Origin of the sequence: Niastella sp. OAS944 (assembly GCA_024809215.1) — a bacterium.
In the GTDB taxonomy this organism is placed as follows: Bacteria; Bacteroidota; Bacteroidia; order Chitinophagales; family Chitinophagaceae; genus Niastella.
Genome location: JANUBW010000001.1, coordinates 2,403,482 through 2,427,897 on the forward strand (window position 1 = coordinate 2,403,482; position 24,416 = coordinate 2,427,897).

5 protein-coding genes are annotated in these 24,416 nt (G+C 43.3%); all 5 read right to left on the reverse strand.

Annotated elements, in window-relative coordinates; all coding sequences use genetic code 11:
* Positions 1–7 precede the first annotated feature (7 nt).
* Positions 8–811, reverse strand: coding sequence for an aspartate/glutamate racemase family protein (locus GGD38_RS09235; RefSeq protein WP_375298287.1), 804 nt, complete (start codon positions 809–811; stop codon positions 8–10).
* A 38-nt stretch (positions 812–849) separates the two neighbouring features.
* On the reverse strand, positions 850–9,813 hold the full coding sequence (locus GGD38_RS09240) for an amino acid adenylation domain-containing protein (RefSeq protein WP_375298286.1): 8,964 nt from the start codon (positions 9,811–9,813) through the stop codon (positions 850–852).
* A 25-nt stretch (positions 9,814–9,838) separates the two neighbouring features.
* A complete protein-coding gene (locus tag GGD38_RS09245; protein WP_375298285.1) occupies positions 9,839–12,994 on the reverse strand; it encodes an amino acid adenylation domain-containing protein in 3,156 nt (1,051 codons plus the stop codon).
* 67 nt (positions 12,995–13,061) lie between these two features.
* Positions 13,062–14,930: an asparagine synthase (glutamine-hydrolyzing) gene (asnB, locus tag GGD38_RS09250; protein WP_375298284.1), complete on the reverse strand. Its 1,869-nt coding sequence runs from the start codon at positions 14,928–14,930 to the stop codon at positions 13,062–13,064.
* A gap of 45 nt (positions 14,931–14,975) precedes the next feature.
* The gene (locus GGD38_RS09255; protein ID WP_375298283.1) at positions 14,976–24,416 is read right to left on the reverse strand and encodes an amino acid adenylation domain-containing protein; all 9,441 of its coding nucleotides are present in this window, start codon (positions 24,414–24,416) and stop codon (positions 14,976–14,978) included.

The following is a 24,416-nucleotide window of genomic DNA, read 5'->3' on the forward strand; positions in this document are numbered from 1 at the left end:
TGAGTTATTATTGTACGTGAACATTATCAGTACTGAATTTGTAATCGACCAGCTTTTCCACACAAGCTTCACGTACCAACGCCCTTGCCAACACTTTCGTGGAATCAATAATGGGTATATCGTCAATAGCTTCAGCTGTAAGCGCTATAGAAAATTCGGTACAACCCAATATCAGCGCTTCCGCTCCTTCGGCTTTGTAATAAGAAATGATGTTGTGGAGTAATTCTTTTGCTTCGGGCCTAACAGGAGCAGAACATGCTTTAATGCCAAACTCGGGATCGTAAATGCATCGGTGAACATAATTTCGCTGAAAATGCTCACCCGGATTTATAACATTCAATCCATGGTCTTTCAATACTGTTTCATACAGCTTTGTTTTGTAAGCTCCTTCAGTACAAAGCACACCTACTTTTTTTACCTGCGGAAAATTGTCACGCAGAAAACTAACGGTCTCTTCTACAATGTGCAATAATTTCACTTTGCTTTTCCGGGTCAATAATATTTCTGTAATACTATCGAATATAACAGGCGAATGTGCCGTGTTACAGGCTATGCCAACGACAGTAGCCCCTGCCGATTCCAGTTGCAATATCAATCCGGCGATTGCCTTTGCCGGATTCTGAGTGGTTTTACCCAGGATAAACGCGGTCCTATCTGTTATTTGTGCGGGTATGGATGACAACAAAAGAGGAAGATGTTCCTGATCGGCACTCGCTTTGGTATGCCGAAAGATCTGATCTACCAGTACTAATCCGGCCTGCGGACCACAACCTCCCAATACCCCTATTACTTCCGTTTTTCCCGATTTCATAAAATTATATTTATGATGAAAAATTTGTTCGTTTAACCTTATCGTACTCTTTCTTTAATAAGCGCCGCGAGTTTATCAATAGTGGGGCAGGTAAATAGATCCTTTACTACCAGATTTACTTTCAATTGCCTGCGTATCGATGAGATCAACACAGGTATCATCAGGGAATGGCCTCCTGATTCAAAGAAATTATCAAATACGCCGAGTTTGTCAATTTCCAGCATATTCTGCCAGATAGCTGCCAACACCTGTTCGGTTTCATTACGCGGTGGTTCATACGCATTTAACAATACATCGCTGGTAACAGGATCGGGCAATGATTTTTTATCCATCTTCCCGTTTTTGGTAACAGGTATCTGATCCACCACCATCATCACGGATGGCACCATATACTCGGGCAATTTTTCTTTGATCCAGGATAATAGCTCGTTCCGGCTTGCGGACCCTGTCATTACAGCATAGGCGATAATACTCAGGTTACCGGTAGAATCGGGTTTTGTAACAACTGCACATTGCTTTACAAGACCGCTGTTTTGTATCACATTTTCAATTTCCCCAAGCTCAATACGATAGCCGCGGATCTTAACCTGATCGTCTAACCGGCCCAGGTATTCTATATTTCCATCCGGCAACAACCGGGCAAGGTCTCCCGTACGGTACATCAATCCCTGCTGCCAGCCTACTTTCACAAACTTCTCCCGGGTCAACTCTTCGCGGTTCAAATACCCCCGGGCAAGATTGATCCCGCTGATGCATAATTCACCTGGTACTCCCTGCGGTTGTAACTGTAAATGTTTATTTATAATGAATAATCCTGTATTATCGATCGGCTTGCCTATTGGGATTACATCAGGCACATTTGTTTTTGGACAATCGTAGTACGATACATCGATCGTTGCTTCTGTAGGACCATATAAGTTCGATAATTTGCACCAGGGCAGCAGTTTATTGAATTGCTTTACCGAAGCCGATGATAAAGCTTCACCACTTGTAAATACCTGTCTTAAGGATTGCAGCTTTCCTGCATTATCTGTTTCCTCTGCATGATCAAGGAAAGCTACAAACATAGAGGGTACAAAATGAAGTACCGTCACCTGATTTTCTTCAATTACTTCAATCAGCCGGTCGCAATATTTTTCCGCACCAGGTTCCAGCAAGCATACCGATGTACCGGTTATTGCCCACCAGAACAACTCCCATACCGACACATCGAATGTGAACGGTGTTTTGTGAAGGATCAGATCGTTGCCCGACAAAGGATAGTAACGTTGCATCCAGTTCAGGCGATTCACAAGCGAACCATGTTCTATCATCACTCCCTTTGGTGTTCCTGTAGAACCAGATGTATAGATCACATAAGCAACCTGCGCCGGGTCGGCAACAACCTGAACCGGTTGAAAATCATATTGTATAATTGTATCTTCTTCTTTATCTATTTCAATAATCCTACAAGAATCCGGCAAAGCAATACGTGAACGGAACTGGCTATTACAAACAACTACCCGTGCAGCAGTATCTTTCAAAATATATTCAATCCTGTCGGCAGGAAAGCCGGGATCAACAGGTACATAAGCAGCACCGGATTTGATGATGCCCCATAAGGCTATCATCATTTCTGCACTTCTTTGTATACAAAGCGGAATAAAATCTCCCTTTTTAACACCAAAGCTTTGCAGATAACGGCAAAACTGGTTGCTCCATTCATCGAGCTCTTTGTAGGTTATATGTGTTGTTTCAGTAATAAACGCGGTAGCTGTTGGTGAAGAAGCAACCTGTTCATTGAATAGGTCTATAACTGTTTTTTGACGGGGATACTCAGCTGCTGTATTATTATAATTCAGCAGCACCTGCTTCTCGTTCTGGCCAATGATCTCCAATAAACCAATTTTTTCGTCAGGGTTTTCAACAATGGATCGCAGCAGTTGCAGATAATGTTTTATCATCGCTTCGATCGTTGATCCATCAAACAGATCGGTACAATATTCTACCCGTCCTTCCAGCCCATCTGGATTTTCAACGATCAGGAAGGTGGTATCGAATTTGGAAAAGCTATGCGCAAAATGCTGCTGTCCTATAGTGAGCCCTTTTAAAAAGTGTGGATCATCTTCGGTGTCCTTATTATTTCGTACAATAAACATTACCTGGAACAAGGGCGGCCTGCTAAGGTCTCGCTCTTTTACTACAGCTTCTACCACTGCTTCGAACGGAACATCCTGGTGTTCGTAGGCGTTTAATGTGGTTTCTTTTATCTGCTGCAGTAAGTTTATGAAAGAAGGATTGTCACTTATGTTACTGCGCAAAGCCAGTGTATTTACAAAAAAACCTATCAACCCTTCCAGTTCCTGATACGTTCTTCCCGTGATAGCGCTTCCTACACAAATATCTTCCTGCCCGGTATAGCGATGCAGTAATGTTTTGTATGCTGAAAGCAAGGTCATGAACAGCGTACAACCCTGTTTCCTGCTCAATGCATTCAATTGTTCGCCCAGCTTTTCATCAATTTTAAATTTCAACGAAGCGCCTCTGGTAGTTTGAACCGATGGTCTTGGATGATCAGTGGGCATCATCAGGGGTTCAACCCCTTCCAATTGCTGTTTCCAATAGGCCACTTTATTTTGGAGCACTTCACCGTCGATGTATTTTCTTTGCCAGGCGGCATAGTCTTTATATTGAACAGGCAGTGGTGCTAATACAGGCTCACGATCTTCAAGAAAGGCACTGTAACACTCTTTTAGCTCTTTCATCAGCACAGCTATCGATAGATCATCTGATGATATATGATGCATGTTAAGCACTAGAATATGATCATCTCGGTCTACTGCGATCAGGTGTGCTCTCAACGTATGATCAGCCGAAAGATCAAAAGGAGCATCAACAAGTGATTGAATGAACTGCTGCCATTCAGTGTCGTCTTTATGTTCATTTACTGTATCTATAATATCCAGTTGCCAGGCATCCTTTTCCAGAATATGCTGGTAGGCATAACCATCCTTTTGCCTGATCACCGTACGCAGCACCTGATGCCGGTTTATGATCGTTTGTATTGACCTGTTCAGTGCCGGCTTGTTTATTTCACCTTTTAACCGGGCTACCATAGGTATATGATATTGCAGGCTTCCTTCCAACTGGTCAATGAACCATAATCTTTCCTGACCAAACGATAAAGGAATATTACTGCTTGTGCTTGTTGCCTGAATTGCTGGAAGTACTGCCCTGCTATTTCTGCTTTCAATAAAGGAAGCCAGTTGACGAACGGAAGGATGAACAAACAGGTCCCTGATCACTAATTCAGTTTCCATTTTCCTGCGAATGGCAGACACGATCCTTATTGCGAGTAATGAATGCCCGCCCAGGTCAAAGAAATTATCCGTTACTCCTACCCTGTTTACCTTTAATACTTCTTTCCAGATAGCTGCCAACTCCTGTTCTGTAACGGTAGCGGGCTCAACATATTCCTTACTTACCACATCACCTGTCAATGGATCGGGCAATGATGCCCTGTCAACCTTACCATGTTGTGTAAGCGGAAGGCGGTCTAATTTTACCCATAAGGAAGGCACCATATATTCCGGCAGCTTTTGCTGCAGGTATAAACGAACCTCATCTACAGTGGCTGTTTCGGAAACGATGTATCCAATAAGGCGCTTGTTGCCTGTTTCATCTTTCCGTACTGTAACTACAGATTCAACAACCAGCTTACTGTCGTTCAGCACAGATTCAACTTCACCTATTTCAACACGATACCCATTTATTTTTACCTGATCATCTGTACGGCCGGCATATTGCAGGTTGCCATCTTCGCGCCAACAGGCAAGATCGCCGGTACGGTATAATTTATCAGGCGCCGTATTAAACGGATTATCAATAAATTTTTCTTTGTTTAATTCTTCCTGGTTCAAATAACGCTGTGCCAGCTGTACGCCGCCGATAAACAATTCGCCCATAACTCCCACCGGCAATTGCTGAAGCCGTTTATCGAGTACATACAGCTTCACGTTAGTCATGGGTTTACCGATAATGATGCCGTTGGAAGACAGTATCTCGCCTGTTGGCGTAAACCGGTATGTACAGCAGCCTACAGTAGCTTCGGTAGGTCCGTATTCATTAAAGATCTCCACCTCTTCTTTTTTATCGATCAGGAACCGGATATGGTTCAGCAAAAGCGCTTCACCACCTACTACATATTTGTCTGTAACTTTTTTCACCTCACTTCTTCTGCTCAGGGCTTCTTCTAATAGTGAGAAATGTGCAGGGGTAAGTTTAATAAAGTCATAAGGCGCATACCGGAAAAAGTTTTCATCTTCAAACGCTTCAGCGGCCTTGTTACTGCTTATTACAGTTAACTTGCCCATCATCAGCGGTACAAATAACGCTGTGAGCGAGGCATCGAATGCCACTGATAAATGAAGATAGCTGCTGCTGGCATGCGGCCCGCTGTAATCCTTAATACTGGTCAGCAGGTAGTTCATCAGGCTGCGATGTTGTATCATTACTCCCTTGGGATTACCCGTAGATCCGGAAGTATAAATGATATAGGCCAGATCGGTTTCCTCATTTACAACCGCCTCATTCATAACATCAGCGGCAGATGCCAGTGTATCCTTAATATCCAGAACAGGCAGTAATGAGGTAATGGACGGCAGCACATATTTTTTCTGACACAATAAGCATTGCGCGCCACTGTCCTTTAATATATATTGGATCCTTTCAGCGGGGTAAGATGGATCTATAGGAAGAAAAGCCGCACCTGATCTTAAAATGGCTAAAACAGCAATAATAAATTCCGGTGAACGCTCGGCCAGTATTGCTACGACCTTGTTGCGTTCTGCTCCTGCAGATTGCAATACGGCAGCCAACCGGCCGGCCTTTGTATTCAGCTCATCATATGTAAGGCTTTCGTTACCGTAAACCATAGCAACTGAATCGGGTTTGTTCCTCATTTGTTCCTCAATGAACCGGTTCAATGGTTTTGCGGCCTCCTCATATATTTTCCCTGTAGCATTAAATACTTTATGTACACGTTGGGCCTCTTCACCCAGCAATACGTCATGATTGATCAGCGAGTCGGCTCCATTGGCCATCGACTGAAGGATCACTTCGTAATAATGGAAGAACCGTTTAAAGTCATATTCGCTTATAAATTCTGTAAAGCATTCCGATCCTATGGTAAGGCTGTCACCGGTTGTATCGACATTAAAATCGAGCAGAATATTGCCGCGGAGGTAATTTTCGAAACGAAAAGGCTTCGCATCGCTTTGCAATGAATCATCGGATGATAATTCATCCCACACATGGAAATTGATGAAATTAAAATGTGCATCGAACAGCAAATTACCGCCATTGGAAGATTCACCTGCATGCCGAATGATCTCCATCAGCGGAAGCTGATCGTGCTGGCGGATAGCCGCGAGTTTCTCAGCAACCAACAAGAGATAATCTTTCCAGGTAATATGGGGCGGGATCTTTATACGAACAGGAACTGTGTTCAGGTAGCAGCCCAGCATTTTTTCACCATCTTCAGTAATGGGGCGGTTGAAAGAAACCAAACCCACCAGTATATCATTTTCATACGTAAGCATTTTCAATGCATACACATAAGCCGCAAAAAATAATTCCTTTAACTGAATGCCATGCCGGTCGCATGTTGCTTTCAGATCTTTTAAATACTGTTTTTCATACTTCTTTTGTTCCCTGCAATAGGTAAACGGCCCCTGCGATTTGGGTAATTGCAACCGCCTGTATCCTTCCAGTTCATTCTTCCAGAACTTAATGACTGCATTATCCCTGATCGTACGTAATTCATCAGCAATAAACTCTCTGAAACCGCTCTGTAATCTTTGTGGCACAAAATCAGGCTCCTTCTTCAGCTGGAAGTAGATATTGTTCATTTCCGTAACCATGGAAGCCCAGCTCCACCCATCCAGAATAGCATGGTGCGATTCCATGCAAATGACCATATGTGCCTCGCTGATAAAAAACAGCGTCACTCGCCACAATGGCGGATCGTTAACATCAAATGGCTTATAACGGCTTTCGTTAAGAAAATGCTGAATAAATTCCCGCTGTTCACTGCGTTCTTTGTCAGACACATCTACAATAGAAACAGGCAGGGGTATTTCTTTGTAAACAATATGCGCCAGGCGATCGAGATCATACCCCGTGCGCAAGATGGGGTGCTTGTTGACCAGCAATTGAATTGCCCGGCACATCCGGTTTGTATCAATTTCATGATACCGGAAATCAAGCGTGTTCTGTTCAAAATAAATACTGCTTTCATTGTCGAGCAAATGATGATAACACATCCCTTTTTCAATACTGCTCATGGGATATACATCTTCCACCCGCTGCTTTTGGGCATCAGGCAGCGACGACAAATAAGCGCTGGCAAAATCGCTGATCTCCTGTTCAATAACAGGGTCTGCTTTTTCTGTACCCTTTTGCATCTCCTGCATCAATAGTTCAGCCAGCTCGCCAAATGTTTGTGCATCATAGAAAGCAGCCAGGGACACAGAAACGGAAAACGTTTTATTTACCTTACTTATTAAACGGATCGCGAGGATTGAATCGCCGCCAACACTAAAGAAATTATCTTCCATACTGAGCTGCTCTGTCTTCAAAACCTCTTTCCATATAGCAACCAGTTTTTGCTTTTGGGGTGAAATGTCTGTAACCGTATTTCCGTTAAGCATGTGAAACCTCGTAGGTTCAGGCAGCACTTTCCGGTTTACCTTACCATTGGAAGAGAGTGGCATTTTATCGAGGGTGATAATATAGTGCGGTATCATATATGCCGGCAGTATTTTAGCCAATGCTGATTTGATCGCTTCTTCAGCCAAAGGTTGATGCACCACTATGTATGCGCACAAATAAGATTCATTTTCACCCCGTTGTTTCGCTACTACCAATGCTTCCTTTATCAGTTGCTGTTGCAATAAGCAATGTTCAATTTCTCCCAGCTCAATGCGGTAGCCCCTGATCTTTACCTGGTGATCCATGCGGCCCAGGTATTCAATGTTACCATCGGGTAGCCACCTGGCAAGGTCGCCAGTACGATATACCAGCCCATTCTGCCAATTTACATTCACGAATTTCTCACTGGTCAGCTCTTCACGATTCAAATACCCACGTGCTAACCCGGTGCCACTGATACATAATTCGCCCGCTACCCCTATTGGCTGTAATTGTAAATATTTATCTGTTATAAACAAACCTGTATTATCAATCGGTTTACCGATGGGGATTGAATCGGGTACGTTATTCTTGGGGCAATCATAATAAGACACATCAATAGTTGCTTCGGTTGGGCCATATAAATTCGACAGCTCGCACCAGGGCAACAATTTATTGAATTGCTCCACCGAAGCAGATGTTAAAGCTTCGCCACTGGTAAACACCTGCCGTAACGATCGCAACTTCGGCGCGCTATTGGTTTCTTCAACATAATCAAGAAAAACAGCAAACATCGAAGGCACAAAATGAAGCACTGTTACCTGCCTGTTTTCAATTACTTCAACCAACTGGTCGCAATATTTTTCTGCACCTGGTTTCAGCAGGTAAACTGATGTGCCTGTTAACGCCCACCAGAAAAGTTCCCATACCGATACATCAAATGTGAACGGTGTTTTATGAAGAATGAGGTCTGTACCCATCAGCGGATACCGGCGCTGCATCCAATTCAACCGGTTTACCAACGAAGCATGTTCTATCATCACTCCTTTCGGTGTGCCTGTAGAACCCGATGTATAGATCACATAAGCAAGATCGCCTGGTTGATTGATGCAGGAAAGATCACTACCATCTCCCGTATAACATCGCTGATCTTCCAGCTCAAAAATTTCAAATTGATCTTCGTTTGCAGCCAATTCGAATTGAGATTGTTTCAATACCAATTTTGCCTTGCTATCGGCAAGCATGAATTGAATTCGGTCGGCGGGTAACGAAGGATCAATAGGAAGGTAGGCAGCACCGGCTTTGATAATGGCCAGAATGCCCACCATCATTTCAGGTGAACGTTCGGCAATAATTGGAATGATCGCATTGCGACCGGCTCCGCGGGAACGAAGAAAAAAAGCAAGGCGATTTGCCCGCCTGTTCCATTCAGCAAAGGATAGCTGTCCATTATTATAATGAATTGCAATTTTGTCGGCATGCTGTTTAACCTGCTCCTCAATTAACAGCGAAACCGGTACATCAGCATTGTCATACTTCCTTGCAGTATCGTTGAATTTGGTGCGAATTAAATAATTCTCTTCCGGCGTCAGCAGGCTGATGGAAGACAACGGTGCAGCAGGCTGATCAATCAACTGCTCAAGGAGAACATTATATTGTTGCAGGTATCTTTCTATTGAAGCTGCACTGTATAAAGCCGAATCATAAAGGACCTTACAGGAAATTTTTCCTTCGTGGTTCGAAAAAATAAATGTTATATCAAATTTTATATCACGGAGGTACTGCTGGTTCTGAATGGTATCAAGCACTACTGCTATTGAAAGAAGCGGCACCTGGTCTTCATCTCTTGCGTTCCTTAATTCCTTATCTAATATTTCATACGGATAGTTCTGATGACGAACTGCTTTTTTGATCTTATCCCTTGCCTGCGTAAGCACATTTTTAAAAGAATCTTCCGGGCTAACAGAGGTACGGATCGCCAGCAATGTATTGATCAGTTTTGCATCAGGGCTTTTATGCTGTTTATAGATCGGTGTAGCAACAAGCACATCTTCACTGCCCGAATATTTATGTAGCAGGATACCTACAACCGACACCAGTAAGGTATGCAGTGAATAATCCGACTCATTGCACAGTTGTAATATTTTCTTCGACAATGACCGATTAAAAGCATGAAAGTAGAATAATTCATTTTGCACCGAACGATGCACTCTTTTTACGTCCCGCTCTAAATATCGTTCTGCCGACACACCCGATAATTCTTCCATCCAGTATTCTTTATCTACCTGGTTGCTGGCGACAGTAAGTATGTCTAATTGTTCAAGCCTTCGCATGTAAATCGTTTTAAGATCTGATTGCTTAAAAATTAAATTCAATTTGTTCATTACCACCAATCGCTTCTTCAAGATCGTGTGACAGCAGTATATCCCTGATCTTCACAGAAGGATCTTCGAGTAAAGAAGTAATGATCTCTGAAAAATATTTCATGAAGCGGGCCACCTGCTGTTCATAAAAAAGTTGTGTAGAATATTCTGCTTTAAAACAGATCGTGTTATTGATCTCTCTTACAAAAAGGGTAATATCAAATTTCGAAGTCTGCTGTACAAAAGGATATGCATCTGCGGTAAACCCGGAATGCTCTTCCTGAGCTATATCCATATTCTGATACACCAGCATAACATTGAATAGCGGGTTATTCCTTGAGCGCGGAAGTTTTAGCTGTCTTACAACTTCTTCAAAAGGCAGGTCCTGGTTTTCGAGCGCTTCCATGCTTTGTCCCTGCACCTGTTTCATGAATTGGTTAAATGAAGTATCAGGATCCACATATTCGCGCAGGGCCAGTATGTTGATGAACATGCCTGCAATATGCTCTAACGATTGCAAGCGGCGCCCACTGGCAGCCGTTCCAATAACAAGATCTTTTTGTCCGGATAACTTCGATAAGAGGATATAATATACTGAGAGGAAGAATGAAAATAATGTCACCTGCTTTTCCTTTACCAGCTTTTTTATTTCGTCGCTTTGTTTTTCGCTGAGCGTAAAATCAAAGACAGCCCCTTCGGCGCAGGACGCATCATACAAAGAATAATCTGTAGGCAGTGGTATCAAAGGTGGTGGTGAAGCCAGGCGTTTGAGCCAGTATTGCTGTTGCTTTTCAAATCCACCGTTGGCACGCTCCTTATTTTGCCATACTGCAAAGTCCTTGTACTGCAGTTCGGTTGGTTGTATCTTCTTTCCACCGTATAACCGGAGAAGATCTCTGTTCAGTATTTTTTGTGATACACCATCGGCAACTATATGATGTACATCAATCAATAACAGGTGATGATCTTTATCTTTTTTCAGGATCTCGGCCCGCAGTAATGGTGCTTTTGAGAGATCGAAAGGTTTTACAAAACGCTGAAGGTATTGAAGCTCCTCTTCCGCCGTCCATGCAGGCGTATCCTTGTACACTACATCGATATTCACTTTATCGAGAATAAATTGCACCGGCTCATCGTTTTCGAATCTGAAGCCAGTCCTTAGCGCCGGGTGGATCTCTGAAAGTTGCTGAAAAGCTTCTTTTAATTTATCCGCATCAAGGGCCCCTTTCAGAATAAAAAACTGTGGCAGGTTGTAAGTAGTGCTGTGTGGCTGCAGTTGCTGCTGCTGATAGATCTGAAATTGACCGGAGCTGAGCGGATATGTTTCCTGCAAAGGCGCTACCGGTATAACTGTTTCGTTCTTTTTGGTTTTTCCTGCTATAAAGGTTGCCAGTTTTTCGACGGTATTATGAAGAAAAATTTCCTGTATCGATAACCGTACCTTGAATGTGCTATGTACTTTGGCAACCAGGTTTATTAAATGGAATGAATTACCTCCTACTTCAAAAAATGTATCTTTTATACCAAACTTATCTGTACGGATAATACCTGACCAAAGATTGAACAATTGTTTTTCATCTTCAGTAACGGGCGCCGTTTTTCCGCCTGAGTTGTCCGGCACATATTGCTTTAGTTCATGATAATCGATCTTGCCATTTACTTTTCTTGGCAATTCTTTAATTATAATAAGCTGGGCAGGAACCATGTAATCAGGAAGAAATGCGCGGAGATGCCAATCGATCTCTTCTTTTGTCTGCAGCCCTTCTTCTGTACCGGCAAGCACAAGGAAGGCGCTTAATACCTGTTGACCGTTTATTTCAACAACATCCACAACAGCATCTTTTACCAGCTGATGTTTGATAAGGATCTGTTCTATTTCTTCCGGTTCAACCCGCATTCCCCGCAGTTTGATCTGCCGGTCAATACGGCCCAGCAATTCAATATCACCGCTTTCCAGCATCCTTGCTTTGTCGCCAGTTTTAAAAAGAACAAAATCAGGCTCCGCATGTCCGGTATCAGGTATAAATTTTTTCTCATTCAATGCCCTATCGTTGTAATAACCAAGAGAGGAATAGGACGTGCCGATATACAATTCACCTGTCTGAAGCGGCCCTACAGTTTGTAAGTCATTGTCAAGTATTCTAAGTTCAGCATCGGCCATAGGTTTACCTACCGGTATGTTTTCACGCAAGGCATCGGCGGGTTGAATGCAATAGAAAGCAGAGATAAGCGTGGTTTCTGTAGTACCATAAAAATTTATAAGCCTGGTGCGATCGCCAAATTGTTTATACCAGTTTGTCAGTTCGGCCGGGATAATTTTTTCCCCGGATAGAAATACGTATTTCAATTCCGGGAATAAACCGGCATCAATTTCTGCATTGTTCAACAGGCGAAATACACTGGGAACACAATGAATATATTCAATACGTTCATGATGTGCCCAATTTGTCAATGCCTTTTCATTGAAGATCGCTTTAGGATTCTCAGGAATGCAGATCGTTCCGCCCGAAAACAACGGCACGAACACATCGCGTAAAAACGCATCGAAACCCGGCGTTATCAACTGGCTGAACCGGCTATTGGCCTTTATTTGAAAAGCTTCGATTTCCCATTTTACAAAATGAAGCAGGCTTTTATTTTTTCCTACAATTACTTTGGGTCTTCCTGTAGAGCCCGAAGTGAAATAAATATAAAGGGCATCAGTAGGTAATGTTTTTACAACAGGGCTATCAACCGGCGTATCCTTTATAATGTCTTCAATGAAAAGTATCGTCACAGCCCCGGTTAATTTCTGTTCAAGTCCTGCGCGTTGCAATTCGTCCCGTGACGTAAGAATGATAGATAAGCCAATGCTATCGATCATTTGCAGAATACGCTCCTGAGGCAGGGTCGCATCCAATGGTACAAATACGCCCCCTGCCCTGCTGATACCGGTGATGGCATAAATAATATCTTTTCGGTTTGTGCTTAGGACACCGGCAAACCTGCCCTTTTGTGTTTCAAACTGTTTGGTAAGCACCGCTGAAATAGCTTGTGCATTCTGCAGCAATTGCCTGTAGCTTACCTGCGATGAGCCGCATTCAATGGCAGTTTTATCGCTATGCAAATTCAATGCAATGTCCAGTTGCTCCTGGAAAATTTCATTTGTCATGAGTATAAGTCGTTGGAATGTGAAATAGACTGATGAGTAAGAACAACGCAGGTTGAATGGCTTTGGCCTATCTATCCAATCCAAATTGTTCGAGGAATATATTAAAGGTTAGTACTGTTATAAGGAGATCGCTATCAAATGGAATATTAAGTTTGAACCCTTCTTCCATGTAATCCTTTTTCAGCTTTTCTACCGCATTCGCATTAAAATAATTCTGCCGGCTTATTAGCGAATGCGAAAGCATGTCGTTGACATAAGCTTTATTCTTTTTCAGCAATTGTGTACTTGGCGGAGCTATAAAACCGAACTTTTCCCTTTTAAGGATCTTTTCGGGTAATAGATCAGCGGCGATACGGCGCAGAATATATTTTTCGGTAAGGTCATTTAGTTTAAGGCGTGCCGGTATTTTGGCTGCAAACTCAGCAATATTTTTATCGAGAAAAGGATAACGTGCTTCAACCGAATTACCCATCGCCATTCTGTCGCCATGATCAGATACAAGATGATCGACCATTCTCAATTTATAATCAACATAAGACCGCTGGTGAAGCACATCGCGGCGGCGGATCTTTTCCCTGTCGATCACAAAATGGTTCAAACAATCGATATCTGCATAACGCTCGTTGATATCAGCCGAGTAAACCAATTTCTTTTGGCCGGTGAACTCACTGTAATTCTTTTCATAAAAGAAATGCTCATCGCCCCAAAGTTGTGCGCGAACGGCACGTTCCTCCTTTGTTACAGGCGCGGCATTACCATTCATCAGTTTACGCAGATGATCGAATTTATATCCTACATAGCCGGCAAACAATTCATCGGCACCTTCACCTGTCAGTATCACTTTAATATTGTTATCCCGAACCAGCTTCGATAAGGCCAGCGATGCCGTATTATAGGATTCTTTAAGCGGGCATTCGCAATGATAGATCGCTTTGGGAAGCAATTCAATAACATCTTCTTCAACAAATAATTTTTCAAAATGTGTTGATTGAATATGACCCGCCATTGTGCGCTGATATGCAGATTCTGATGCACCGGGATCACTGAAGTCGATCGAAAAAGTGTTACGCTTAATGTCGGGCGTAAGTTGTTTCAGCTTGGCAGCGATCAGTGATGAATCGAGCCCGCCACTTAAATAACATCCTACCGGTACATCGGATCTCAACCTTAACCTAATCGATTGATCGATGAGGTCGTTCAATTGGTCTATATACCATTCATCGGGCCTGCCATCGTGATAGTTTTCCGCCTCTGTATAAATAAGGTCCCAATACTCAGTATTGGTAATTTTTCCCGAAGCTTCTACTATCAGGTAATGACCATTCTCCAGGCTTTTAATGTCTTTGAACATCGTTCTTGGACTAACCAGTCCCGGAAAAGTGAATACCTGGTCGAGTCCGGTAAGGTCCAATTCTTTTTTTACAGCCGGATGTTCCAGGATGGCTTTGATCTCTGAGCCAAAAATGAAAGTTCCGTTTGCAACAGTATAGAAGAATGGAATGATGCCGAAGTGATCACGGGCGCAGAAGAGCAATTGCTTTTTCTTATCGTAAATAACAAATGCAAATTGTCCGTTCAGCTTGTTCAGGAACATTGTTCCATATTCTTCATACAAATGAAGGAGCACTTCAACATCGGTGCGGGTCTTAAACTGATGACCCTTTTTTACCAGTTCTTCGCGGAGCTCTATATAATTAAAGATCTCCCCATTGCAAATAAGCACCAGCGAATCATCTTCATTGGTAAGCGGTTGTCTGCCGCCCGATAGATCGATAATGCTTAACCGGGTAAAACCGAACGTTACAGGGTGCTCGTTCAGCACCGCCATATCATCGGGTCCACGATGAGTAAGTGTCCGCGTCATTCGTTGAATGATTGCCGGATCGTTTTCTTTTTGAACACGTGACATGTTCATATAACCGCAAATGCCACACATGAGCGATCAATTCTTAAAAGTTAAAAAATATTGTACCAGTTGATATTAGCGATAAGAAGACTCCGCTTTTTCAGCGGGATGTAGTTCACCGATTGTGCAATCGGGGTTTTCAACAATTGCATCAAGGAGCTGGCTGAATTCGGAAGCAATAGTTTGAATTGTTTCTTTCCGGAAGCGGCTGGTTGCAAAGGTGAATACACCGCCTAACCCTTCCTCTGTTTTAGCCATGCCCAGCATGAGGTCGTATTGGGTGCGGGTTTTATTGATATGGTATGGTTTTATCGTTAACCCTGATATTTTCAGATCAGCGATACCAATATTGTTAAGATAGAAGTATGTATCGAAAAGCGGTGTACGGCTCCAGTCACGCTTTTTTACGATCTTTTCTACCAGTTCATCAAAAGGATAATCCTGATTTTCAAAAGCGGCGATCGAATTCTTTTTTACTTCACCCAGAAAATCTTTAAACGATTTTTTAGTAGAAGGCTGGTTTCTGATGGCTACAACGTTAATGAACAAGCCGGCTATCTGCTGTAATTCGGAATGGCGCCGCCCGGTAACAGGCGAACCTGTAACTATATCTTCACCGCCACTTAGTTTTGCCAGCAATACATTAAAGGCAGCCAGCAAAGTCATATACAAAGTAGCACCTTCTTTCTCGGCCAGCTGATGAAGCCTGTCATCTGTTTTTTCATTAATGGTAAAGCGTACCAGGTCCCCTTCAAAGTCCATATAGCCGTTTCTCGGAAAATCCAGTGGCAATCGCAGCTCAGGAACGCCATTACCGAACTGCCTCAGCCAGTAGTCTGCCTGATCCTGGAGCATTGCTTTATTAGCCGGGTGCTGATACCAACTAGTATAATCCTTGTACTGCAATGGCTGTTTATCAAAGGTTCTTCCATTGTATAGGTCCATGAAATCGCGAAGCAGAATATCAATAGTGAAACCATCTGAAATAATATGGTGCATATCCAATACAAGCAAATGCTTTTGTTCGCCCATTTCAATAAGTGCTGCGCGAACCAGGGGCGCCTCTTCCAGGAAAAACGGCCTGATGAATGTCCTGATCATTTCATCTGCGCGCTGTTTATTGCTACTGTATCTTTCCAACGTAAAGGGTACTATTGGGTGTACCGTTTGTACAGGCTCGTTATCTATCAATGCAAAGGTTGTGCGCAATACTTCATGGCGATCTATCAATGCACGGAACACGTCTTCTATTTTCCGGGCATCCACTTTGCCTTCCAGTTCAAACGCAACCGGAATATTATAAGCAGAGAGCTCGGGCATCAGGTATTGCAGTGAAAACATCCGTTTTTGTGCCGATGAAACCGGATAGTATTCACAGGCTTGCGCCGGAGTAATAGCTCTGAACGTTTCTTTATAAGATTGATGTATATAAATTGCCAGTTCAAGCAACACCGGCCTTCTGAACAATTCAATCAAAGGTATTTTTACATCAAGACGCTGGTGAATATGCGACAACATGAACGTAGCTGTAAGCGAATGGCCGCCCAACTTAAAGAAATCGGCTTCCCTGCTAATGGCCGATACAGGCAGCTTCAAGATCTGCGCCCATATTTCACTGATCACTTTCTCTATCTCATTCATGGGAGCAACATAAGAAGCGTCTGTTGATACAGCAGGGTCAGGCAGCGCTTTCAGATCAAGTTTACCGTTCGATGTTACGGGCATTTGCTCTAATTGCACAAAATAAGCAGGTATCATATATTCAGGCAAGCAGGTAGCCAGCTGCGAACGCAATGCTTTTTCGCTTATACCCGCCTCGCCAACATAATAAGCACTCAGGTAGTTATTGCCGCCGCTTGCTGTGCGTACAATCACTTTTACGGTGTGCACGCCCTGATGTTTCAGCATCTGGTGCTCTATTTCGCCCAATTCAATGCGGTAACCCCTGATCTTGACCTGTGAATCTTCTCTTCCCAAAAATTCGATATTACCGTCTTCAAACCAGCGAGCTTTATCACCGGTATAATACATAGTGCCGCCCGGACGGAACGGATCGGGAACAAATTTTTTGGCCGACAGTTCTTTATCGTTGATATATCCGTTTGCCAAACATTCCCCACCTATGTACAGATCGCCTTTCACCCCTATAGGACATACTTTCCGGTTTTTATCCAGGATATAATAGGCCGCGTTCTGAATAGGCTTGCCGTAAGGAATACTTCTCCAGGTTACATCTATTTCTTCAACGGGGAAATAGTTCGACCATACTGTTGCTTCGGTTGCGCCACCCAGGGCAATCACCTTCGCATTCGTGAAAGCCTGTCTAACTGCATCGGGCAACGTTAGTGGCACCCAATCTCCGCTCAGGAATACGAGTCTTAATGCCGTATTCTTATCCGCCGACCGTTTCATATAAGGAACAAGCTGTAGCAGTGAGGCGGGTGCAGAATCCCAAAAAGTAATGCCATCATTAACCATTATGTCAACCAGCGATGCGGGCTCCTGCAATTCATTCTTTAGTGCAATCCGTACCGTACCGCCGGCTGCGAGCGTTCCGAAAATATCATATACCGACAGGTCGAAGGCAAGCGAAGTAGTAAATAAAAGTTTGTCATCGGGACCCACGTTGAATTCGCGGTTTACCCATTCTATAAGGTTGATAACCGGTTTATGTTTTACAGATACGCCTTTAGGCGTACCGGTTGAGCCTGAAGTAAAGATCACATACGCAAGTGACTCACTTGTGATCGATGCCTTCGGGTTCCTGACGCTCTCTTTACTGATAGCTTCAGGCGTTACCAGTTTCCAATGATATTCACTGGAAATATATCCATTGAGCCCCAGCAGATCCTCCATACAGATCACTGTTTTTACAAAATCGAGTCCGCGTGTACATTCTGCCGTTTTATTCAGGTTCTGCAGATCTGTAATGATAACTGAGATCTGCAATGATTGCAAAATGGTGCTTATACGGCCACAGGGTAAATAAGGTTCTGCGGGTACATAAGCTGCGCCTGCTTTCAGAATACCTAATACCGCAACTATCATTTCCGGCGCCCGCTCCAGTGTGACCGATACAAATTTGCCCGGGCCAATCCCTTCTTTTTGCAACGCGCCCGCAAGTTGGTTGGCTTGCTGGTTCAGCTCTTTATACGTCATCACGCTTTCACTGGTAAGCAAGGCAATACCTGAAGGGTTCTTCAATACCTGTTCTTCAAAAAGCTGGTGAATTAATTTTTGATCTGCATATTCAAGATGTGTATCGTTGAAGGAATGAACGATCTTATTGATCTCTGCGGCCGGCAGTAAAGAAAGATCTGCGATCAGTTGCCCGGGGTTTTCAACAATGCTATTTGCCAATGCCTGGTAACAGGTAGCGAACCGTGCCACCGTAGTGCGTTTAAAGATAGAAGTAGCATAACTGAAATTAAACCGGAGCTCTCCATTTATTTCCGTTACCTGCAAGTTCAGATCGAACTTCGTGGTAGGCGTATGGTGCGGATATGGTTGCAAATTGAAACCCGGTAATTCCAGTTTTTCCTGGGCCAGAAAATGCATATTGAACATCACTTCAAACAAAGGATTGCTGCTTGTATCCCTTTCCACTCCTATTGCTTCAACCAGGTCTTCGTATTGATAATCCTGGTTCTCAAAACAAGCCAGCGTTGTTTGCTTTATTTCCTGCAGAAAATCTTTATAAAAAGACTGCGCTTTCGGGTATGTTCTTAACACCACTGTATTTACGAATACACCATGCACATCCTGCAGTTCTGCCTGTTTACGTCCTGTAGTAATGGTACCGGTAATAATATCTTCCTGATCGCTCAGTTTGCTGATCAGGATATTATAGACCGACAGCAATACCATATACAAGGTCACCTTTTGCTGGTCGGCAAACGCTTTAAGTTTATCGGTATATTCCTTATTAAGTGTAAATGTAATGGTACTGCCATCAAAACTTTTTACAGAAGGCCTTGGATAGTCAGCAGGCAGGCTCACTTTTGGTAAGGTACCCGACAACTGTTTCATCCAGAATTCTTTTTGGCGGGCAACCAGTTGCTGATAACCTTCATCCTGCTGCCATTGCACCACATCTTTAAATTGCAATGCCGGCGCTGCAGGCGTTTTTTCATTGTATAATGCAACAAAATCGCGCAGCAAAATTCCCACTGATACTTCATCAGATATTATGTGATGTGTATCGATCATAAACAGGCTGCGGGTTTCATCTATTTTCATTAAACCAACTCGTAACAAAGGCGCTTCATCGAGCGAGAAAGGTTTAACAAACTGGTTGATGACAGATGGTATGTCGGCCTGCGGCCAGGTTGACACATTAAAATCGAAGGTATTACGAACCTCCTGCACCGGAACACCATTTTGCAGGGTAAACACCGTACGGAAACTATCATACCGATGAATGAGTTGCCTGAATACACGTTCCATTTTTTCAACATCCACTGTTCCTTCTGCGATATAGATCAACGGGGTGTTATACACTACTGATTGAGGCGATAACTGGTGCAGTACAAATAATCTCCGCTGTGCAGAGGATAGTGGATAATGAGGTAGTACTGCACGCGGAGTAAGCGGCGCCAGCGTTTGTTCCGGCTTCTTTTGTTCAACCGTGTTGCTGTTGATCAATGCCAGTTGTTTTTCAAAAACTGCCGCATCGAAAATATCGCTCAACGAGATCGACACATTCCATTTTTTCATGATCCTCGAAAGCAGGGAAATAGCCGTAAGGGAATGGCCACCCAGGCGAAAGAAATCCGCATTCGCGGTTATTTCATTCTTTGAAACGGCCAGCACTTCACTCCAGATCATTCGCAACTGTTCTGCCATATCACTTGTTTCTTCTTCCGTTACCGGCGCCGCTGCAATTTCAATTTTATTTCGGGCTATTGCTATGATCGCATCCTTATTCACCTTTCCATTTGTTGTAAGCGGAATTTCCTCCACCTGCAAGTACTGGTGAGGTTGCATGTATGCGGGCAATATGTTGTTGACATATTGTTTGAGTTTATCAACAGCAATTGATTCACCAGCCGTAATGCAGGCTATGATATATTTATCTCCTTCCTTATTTTCATTTACCACCGCCGCTGCGGAATGAATACCGGGGAAAGTCAATAGTTGGTTTTCAATTTCCGAAAGTTCAATGCGGTGACCCGCAATTTTAACCTGGTCATCTATTCTTCCCATATACATCAGCAGGCCATTGGAAAGCCGCCGTGCCAGGTCGCCCGACCGGTACATTTTTCCACTACCGGTAAACGGATCGGACAGGAATTTCTCCGCTGTCTTTTTTACATCGCCCAAATATCCCTGTGCTACCTGCAGACCGCCGAGATAAAGTTCACCCGGCACACCATCCGGAACAGGTTGCATTGATTCATTTAAGAGATAGGCATATGTATTGGTAATGGGAACACCAATTGGAACTGAATCAAATTCTTCAGCCGGATTGAACCGGTGAACAATACAGCCTACAGTTGTTTCAGTAGGACCATATTCATTATAGATAGCAATTTTACCAGCAGATCTTTTATGAATTGCAAGGGCCGCCTGGTAGTTCAATGCTTCCCCGCCCACAATCATTGCTTCGAGCTTTTTGGGGATCACCGGAAGATTTATTGCTATTTTAAGGTGAGCAGGTGTAAGCTTTATGATCGTTACTTCATCTTCCTGAAATATTTTTTCCAGCAACAATCCATCTTCCGTGTCTTTGGGATAAACAATGATCGTATTGCCCGAAACGAGTGGCACAAACAATGAAGTTATGGTAAGATCGAATGAATAAGAAGTAAAGAAAGGAAATACGGCCGGCCTTCCCTGTACATATGTTTCAAGCGACCAGCAGATGTAGTTTACCATTGAGCTATGATTGATCACTACTCCTTTGGGCAACCCGGTAGTACCGGAAGTATAAATCACATAGACTGCTGAATCTTTTCCGCTCTTCGTTTGAATTCTTTCCGCGCTTTGCCCCAGCCACCAATTTTTATCATCCATCTTATAAACAGGAATATGGATGGTCTTGAAAAAAGCAGCCTGATCGCCGGCAATTGTTTTATCTGTAAGCAAGATCCTGGCGCCACTATCGGTTATCATATGTTGCTTTCTTGCGTCAGGATACCCGGGTTCAATAGGTAGAAAAGCAGCCCCGGCTTTTACAATCCCAAGCATGGCAATAATTGTATCGGGGCAACGGGGCAGTAGTAAAGCAATAACCTCTCCTTCCCTAATACCTTGTTCTTTTAAGGCATGAGCAACCTGATTGGCCCGCTGTTCTACTTCTTTATAGGTATAAATGCTGTTTGCATATTTCAATGCTGTTTGCAATGGTATGCGGTCAGCCTGTTCTTCAAACAACTCATGAATTCTTTTTTCAGAGAATAACCGCACAGGTTCTGCTATTTCTTTTGAAAAAGCGTTCTTTTCTTCCGGTGTACGCAAATCCATTTTACCAACGCTGCTTTGCGGGGCGTTGATCATTTCATCGAGTATATGATGAATGTAATAAGTGAACCGGTCAATAGTATTGCGATTGAAAAGATGGGTATTGTATTCGTAGGTGAATTCAAACTGGTCGTTCTCTTCAATACCCCGTAAAGTGAGATCAAACTTGGAAATACCTTTTTCTATATCAAAGCGCCTGAAGTTAATTCCGGGAAGTGCGATCTCGGGGAGGTCCATGTTCTGCAAATTGAACATAGCATCAAACAGGGGACTACGGCTTGCATCTCTTGTTTTTACAACGTCCCTGATAAGATCCTCGTAATTGTAATCCTGGTTTTCAAACGCATCAAGCACCTGTGTTTTCACATGTTTTAGCAGGCTTTGCAGGCTCATGCCGGGATCAATATCGAATGGGATGGCCAATGTATTTGCAAACATGCCAATTGTATGCGAAAGGTCGGCATGCCTTCTTCCCGCAATGATCGTTCCCACAACAATATTTCGCTGGTTGCTGAGCCTGTTCAGCATTACAAGATAACCTGTCAGCAAAACTACATACAAGGTGGTTTCCTGTTGCAATGCATATTGCTTGAGTGCGTCAATAGATTGCTTTCTGACAAGGAACCGCACTGATTGTCCATCCAGGTTCAGTTTTGAAGGTCTTGTATGATCCAATGGCAATGCGAGCGGTGTTATCTCATTGCTGAATTTTTTAATCCAGAATTGTCGTTGTTTCTGCATACGCTCACTTTCACTATTCGCATGCTGCCATTCTGAAAAATCCCTGTACTGAATATTGACAGGTTCAGCCTGGCCATCCTGGTAAAAATGAAGCATTTCCTTTATCAGTATTACCAGTGAAGTACCATCTGCTATGGAGTGGTGAACATCTACGATCAAAATAAAATCATCTTCTTTTATTTTAATAACCCCAACCCGCATTAGTGGAGGTATGCTCATATCAAAGGGCTGTATAAACTCTTTGATCATTTTATCAAGCTGCTGCCCGCTTTGCTCTGCATACTGTATACAAAATGGAACAGTTTCATGAACCTGTTGCCAGGGAGTGCCATTGACAATTTCAAAACTGGTGCGAAGGCTTTCATGCCGGGCAATCACCTGTTCAAATGCTTTTTGCAAACGGTCTGTATCAAGGTTGCCGTTTACTTTGAATAAGGTAGAAATATTGTACGCTGTACTGCGGGGGCTGTATTGTTGTAAAAAGAAGATCCTTTCCTGCCCTGAAGACAATGGATAAAATGTTTTTACATCTGCCTTCGCAATGGTGTTCTCCTGCTGCTGTTCGGCCTGATCAATATACCCGGCAATATCTGCCAGCATGGGAAATTCGAAGATCTGCAGCAAGGGCATTTCTACCCGGAAAACCTTTTCAATATGCGAAGCAAGAATGGCGACGCGTAAGGAATGCCCGCCCGATTCAAAAAAGTTGGCTGTTCTGCTGATGTTGTTTGCATCGGTTTCAAAGATGCCTGCCCAGATCTCAGCTAATTTCTTTTCTGTTTCGCTTTGTGGCGCCATGAAATTGTCATCCTGCATGGCTGCAGGTTCAGGCAATGCATTTATATCCCTTTTTCCGTTTGGTGTAAGTGGTAATGTCTCCAGAAATGTATAGGATACGGGGAACATATGGTTGGGCAACCGGTCTGCAAGGTGCGCACGAAGCGAACTCAAACTCACCTCTTTATTACATACCAGGTAAGCACACAGTTCATAATCGTTCGTTTTCAATATGCGTGCTGTTACTACCGCTTCCTTTATACCTTCATATGCAAGCAAATTCAATTCGATCTCATCGGGATTCACCAGTTTGCCTCTGATCTTTACCTGCCGGTCAATACGTCCCAGTACAAGCAGGTTTCCCTCTGATGTAAAGCGGCCCCTGTCGCCTGTTTTGTATATTATATCAGCTGGGTCATTGCTGAAAGGGTTCTGTATAAATTTTTGGGTATTCAATACCGGCTCATTCAAATATCCGAGCGAACGATAAGGAGTGCGGATAAATATTTCTCCTTCTTCACCCTGCTTTACATGGTGCATTTCATCATCAAGCAGCAGGATCTCTGTATCATCGATTGCTTTTCCGGCAGGAATGATATCTGCCGCTACATCTGTTTGCCGAATAAAATGACATGTTTTAACCAAAGTAGTTTCGGTAGCGCCATATAAATTCACTAACTGCACACGGTCGCCAATTGAGGCATACCAGGGCTTAAGGTCGCTGGCTTGTATTTTTTCTCCCGACATTAATATATATCGTAAGGAGGGAAATTCTTCTTTTGAAATTGTTCCATGGCTGATCAACTTAAATAATGAGGGAACGCAATGCACTACATGAACGGATTGCGCACTCAGCCATGCTGTTAATTTTACAGGATCTAAAAGAATATCCTGTGAAGGGGGTATGCACAAGGTGCCACCGGTGCACAATGCCACAAATATATCCCGTAGCGAAGCATCGAAACCCGGATTAACCAGCTGGCTCACACAAACAGAATCATTGAGCCCAAGTGTTTTTATTTCCCAGCTAATAAAATGCGCAAGGCTCTTATTAGCTCCTAAGATCGGTTTTGGTTTGCCGGTAGAACCGGATGTAAAATATACATACGCAGGATCATTTTCATTATATACCGGCCAGTTAATTGATTCAGGCTGCCGGGTCATTATCTCATCAAATTCTACCGTTTTAATGGCAGGATAAGGCAGAGTACCGGTTGCGTTTGTGATAATAATTTGCGAGCCGGTTGTAGAAAGCATGTGTCCGATGCGGCTGGCCGGCAAATTTGTTTCTATCGGAATAAAAATACACCGGGCGCGCAGGATGCCAATGATAGCTACGATCATGTCTATCCTGTCTTCGAGTAACAGGCTTACCATACATTGGGTATTACCATATTCTGCCAGCAGATATGCGGCTATTTTTGCCGATCTGTCGTCAAGTTCCCGGTAAGTAAGTATGCGTTCGCCACATTGAAGGGCGGGTTTATTTGCATACTTCGAAAAATTTTCTGCAAAAAGAAATTGAATAGTGCTCAT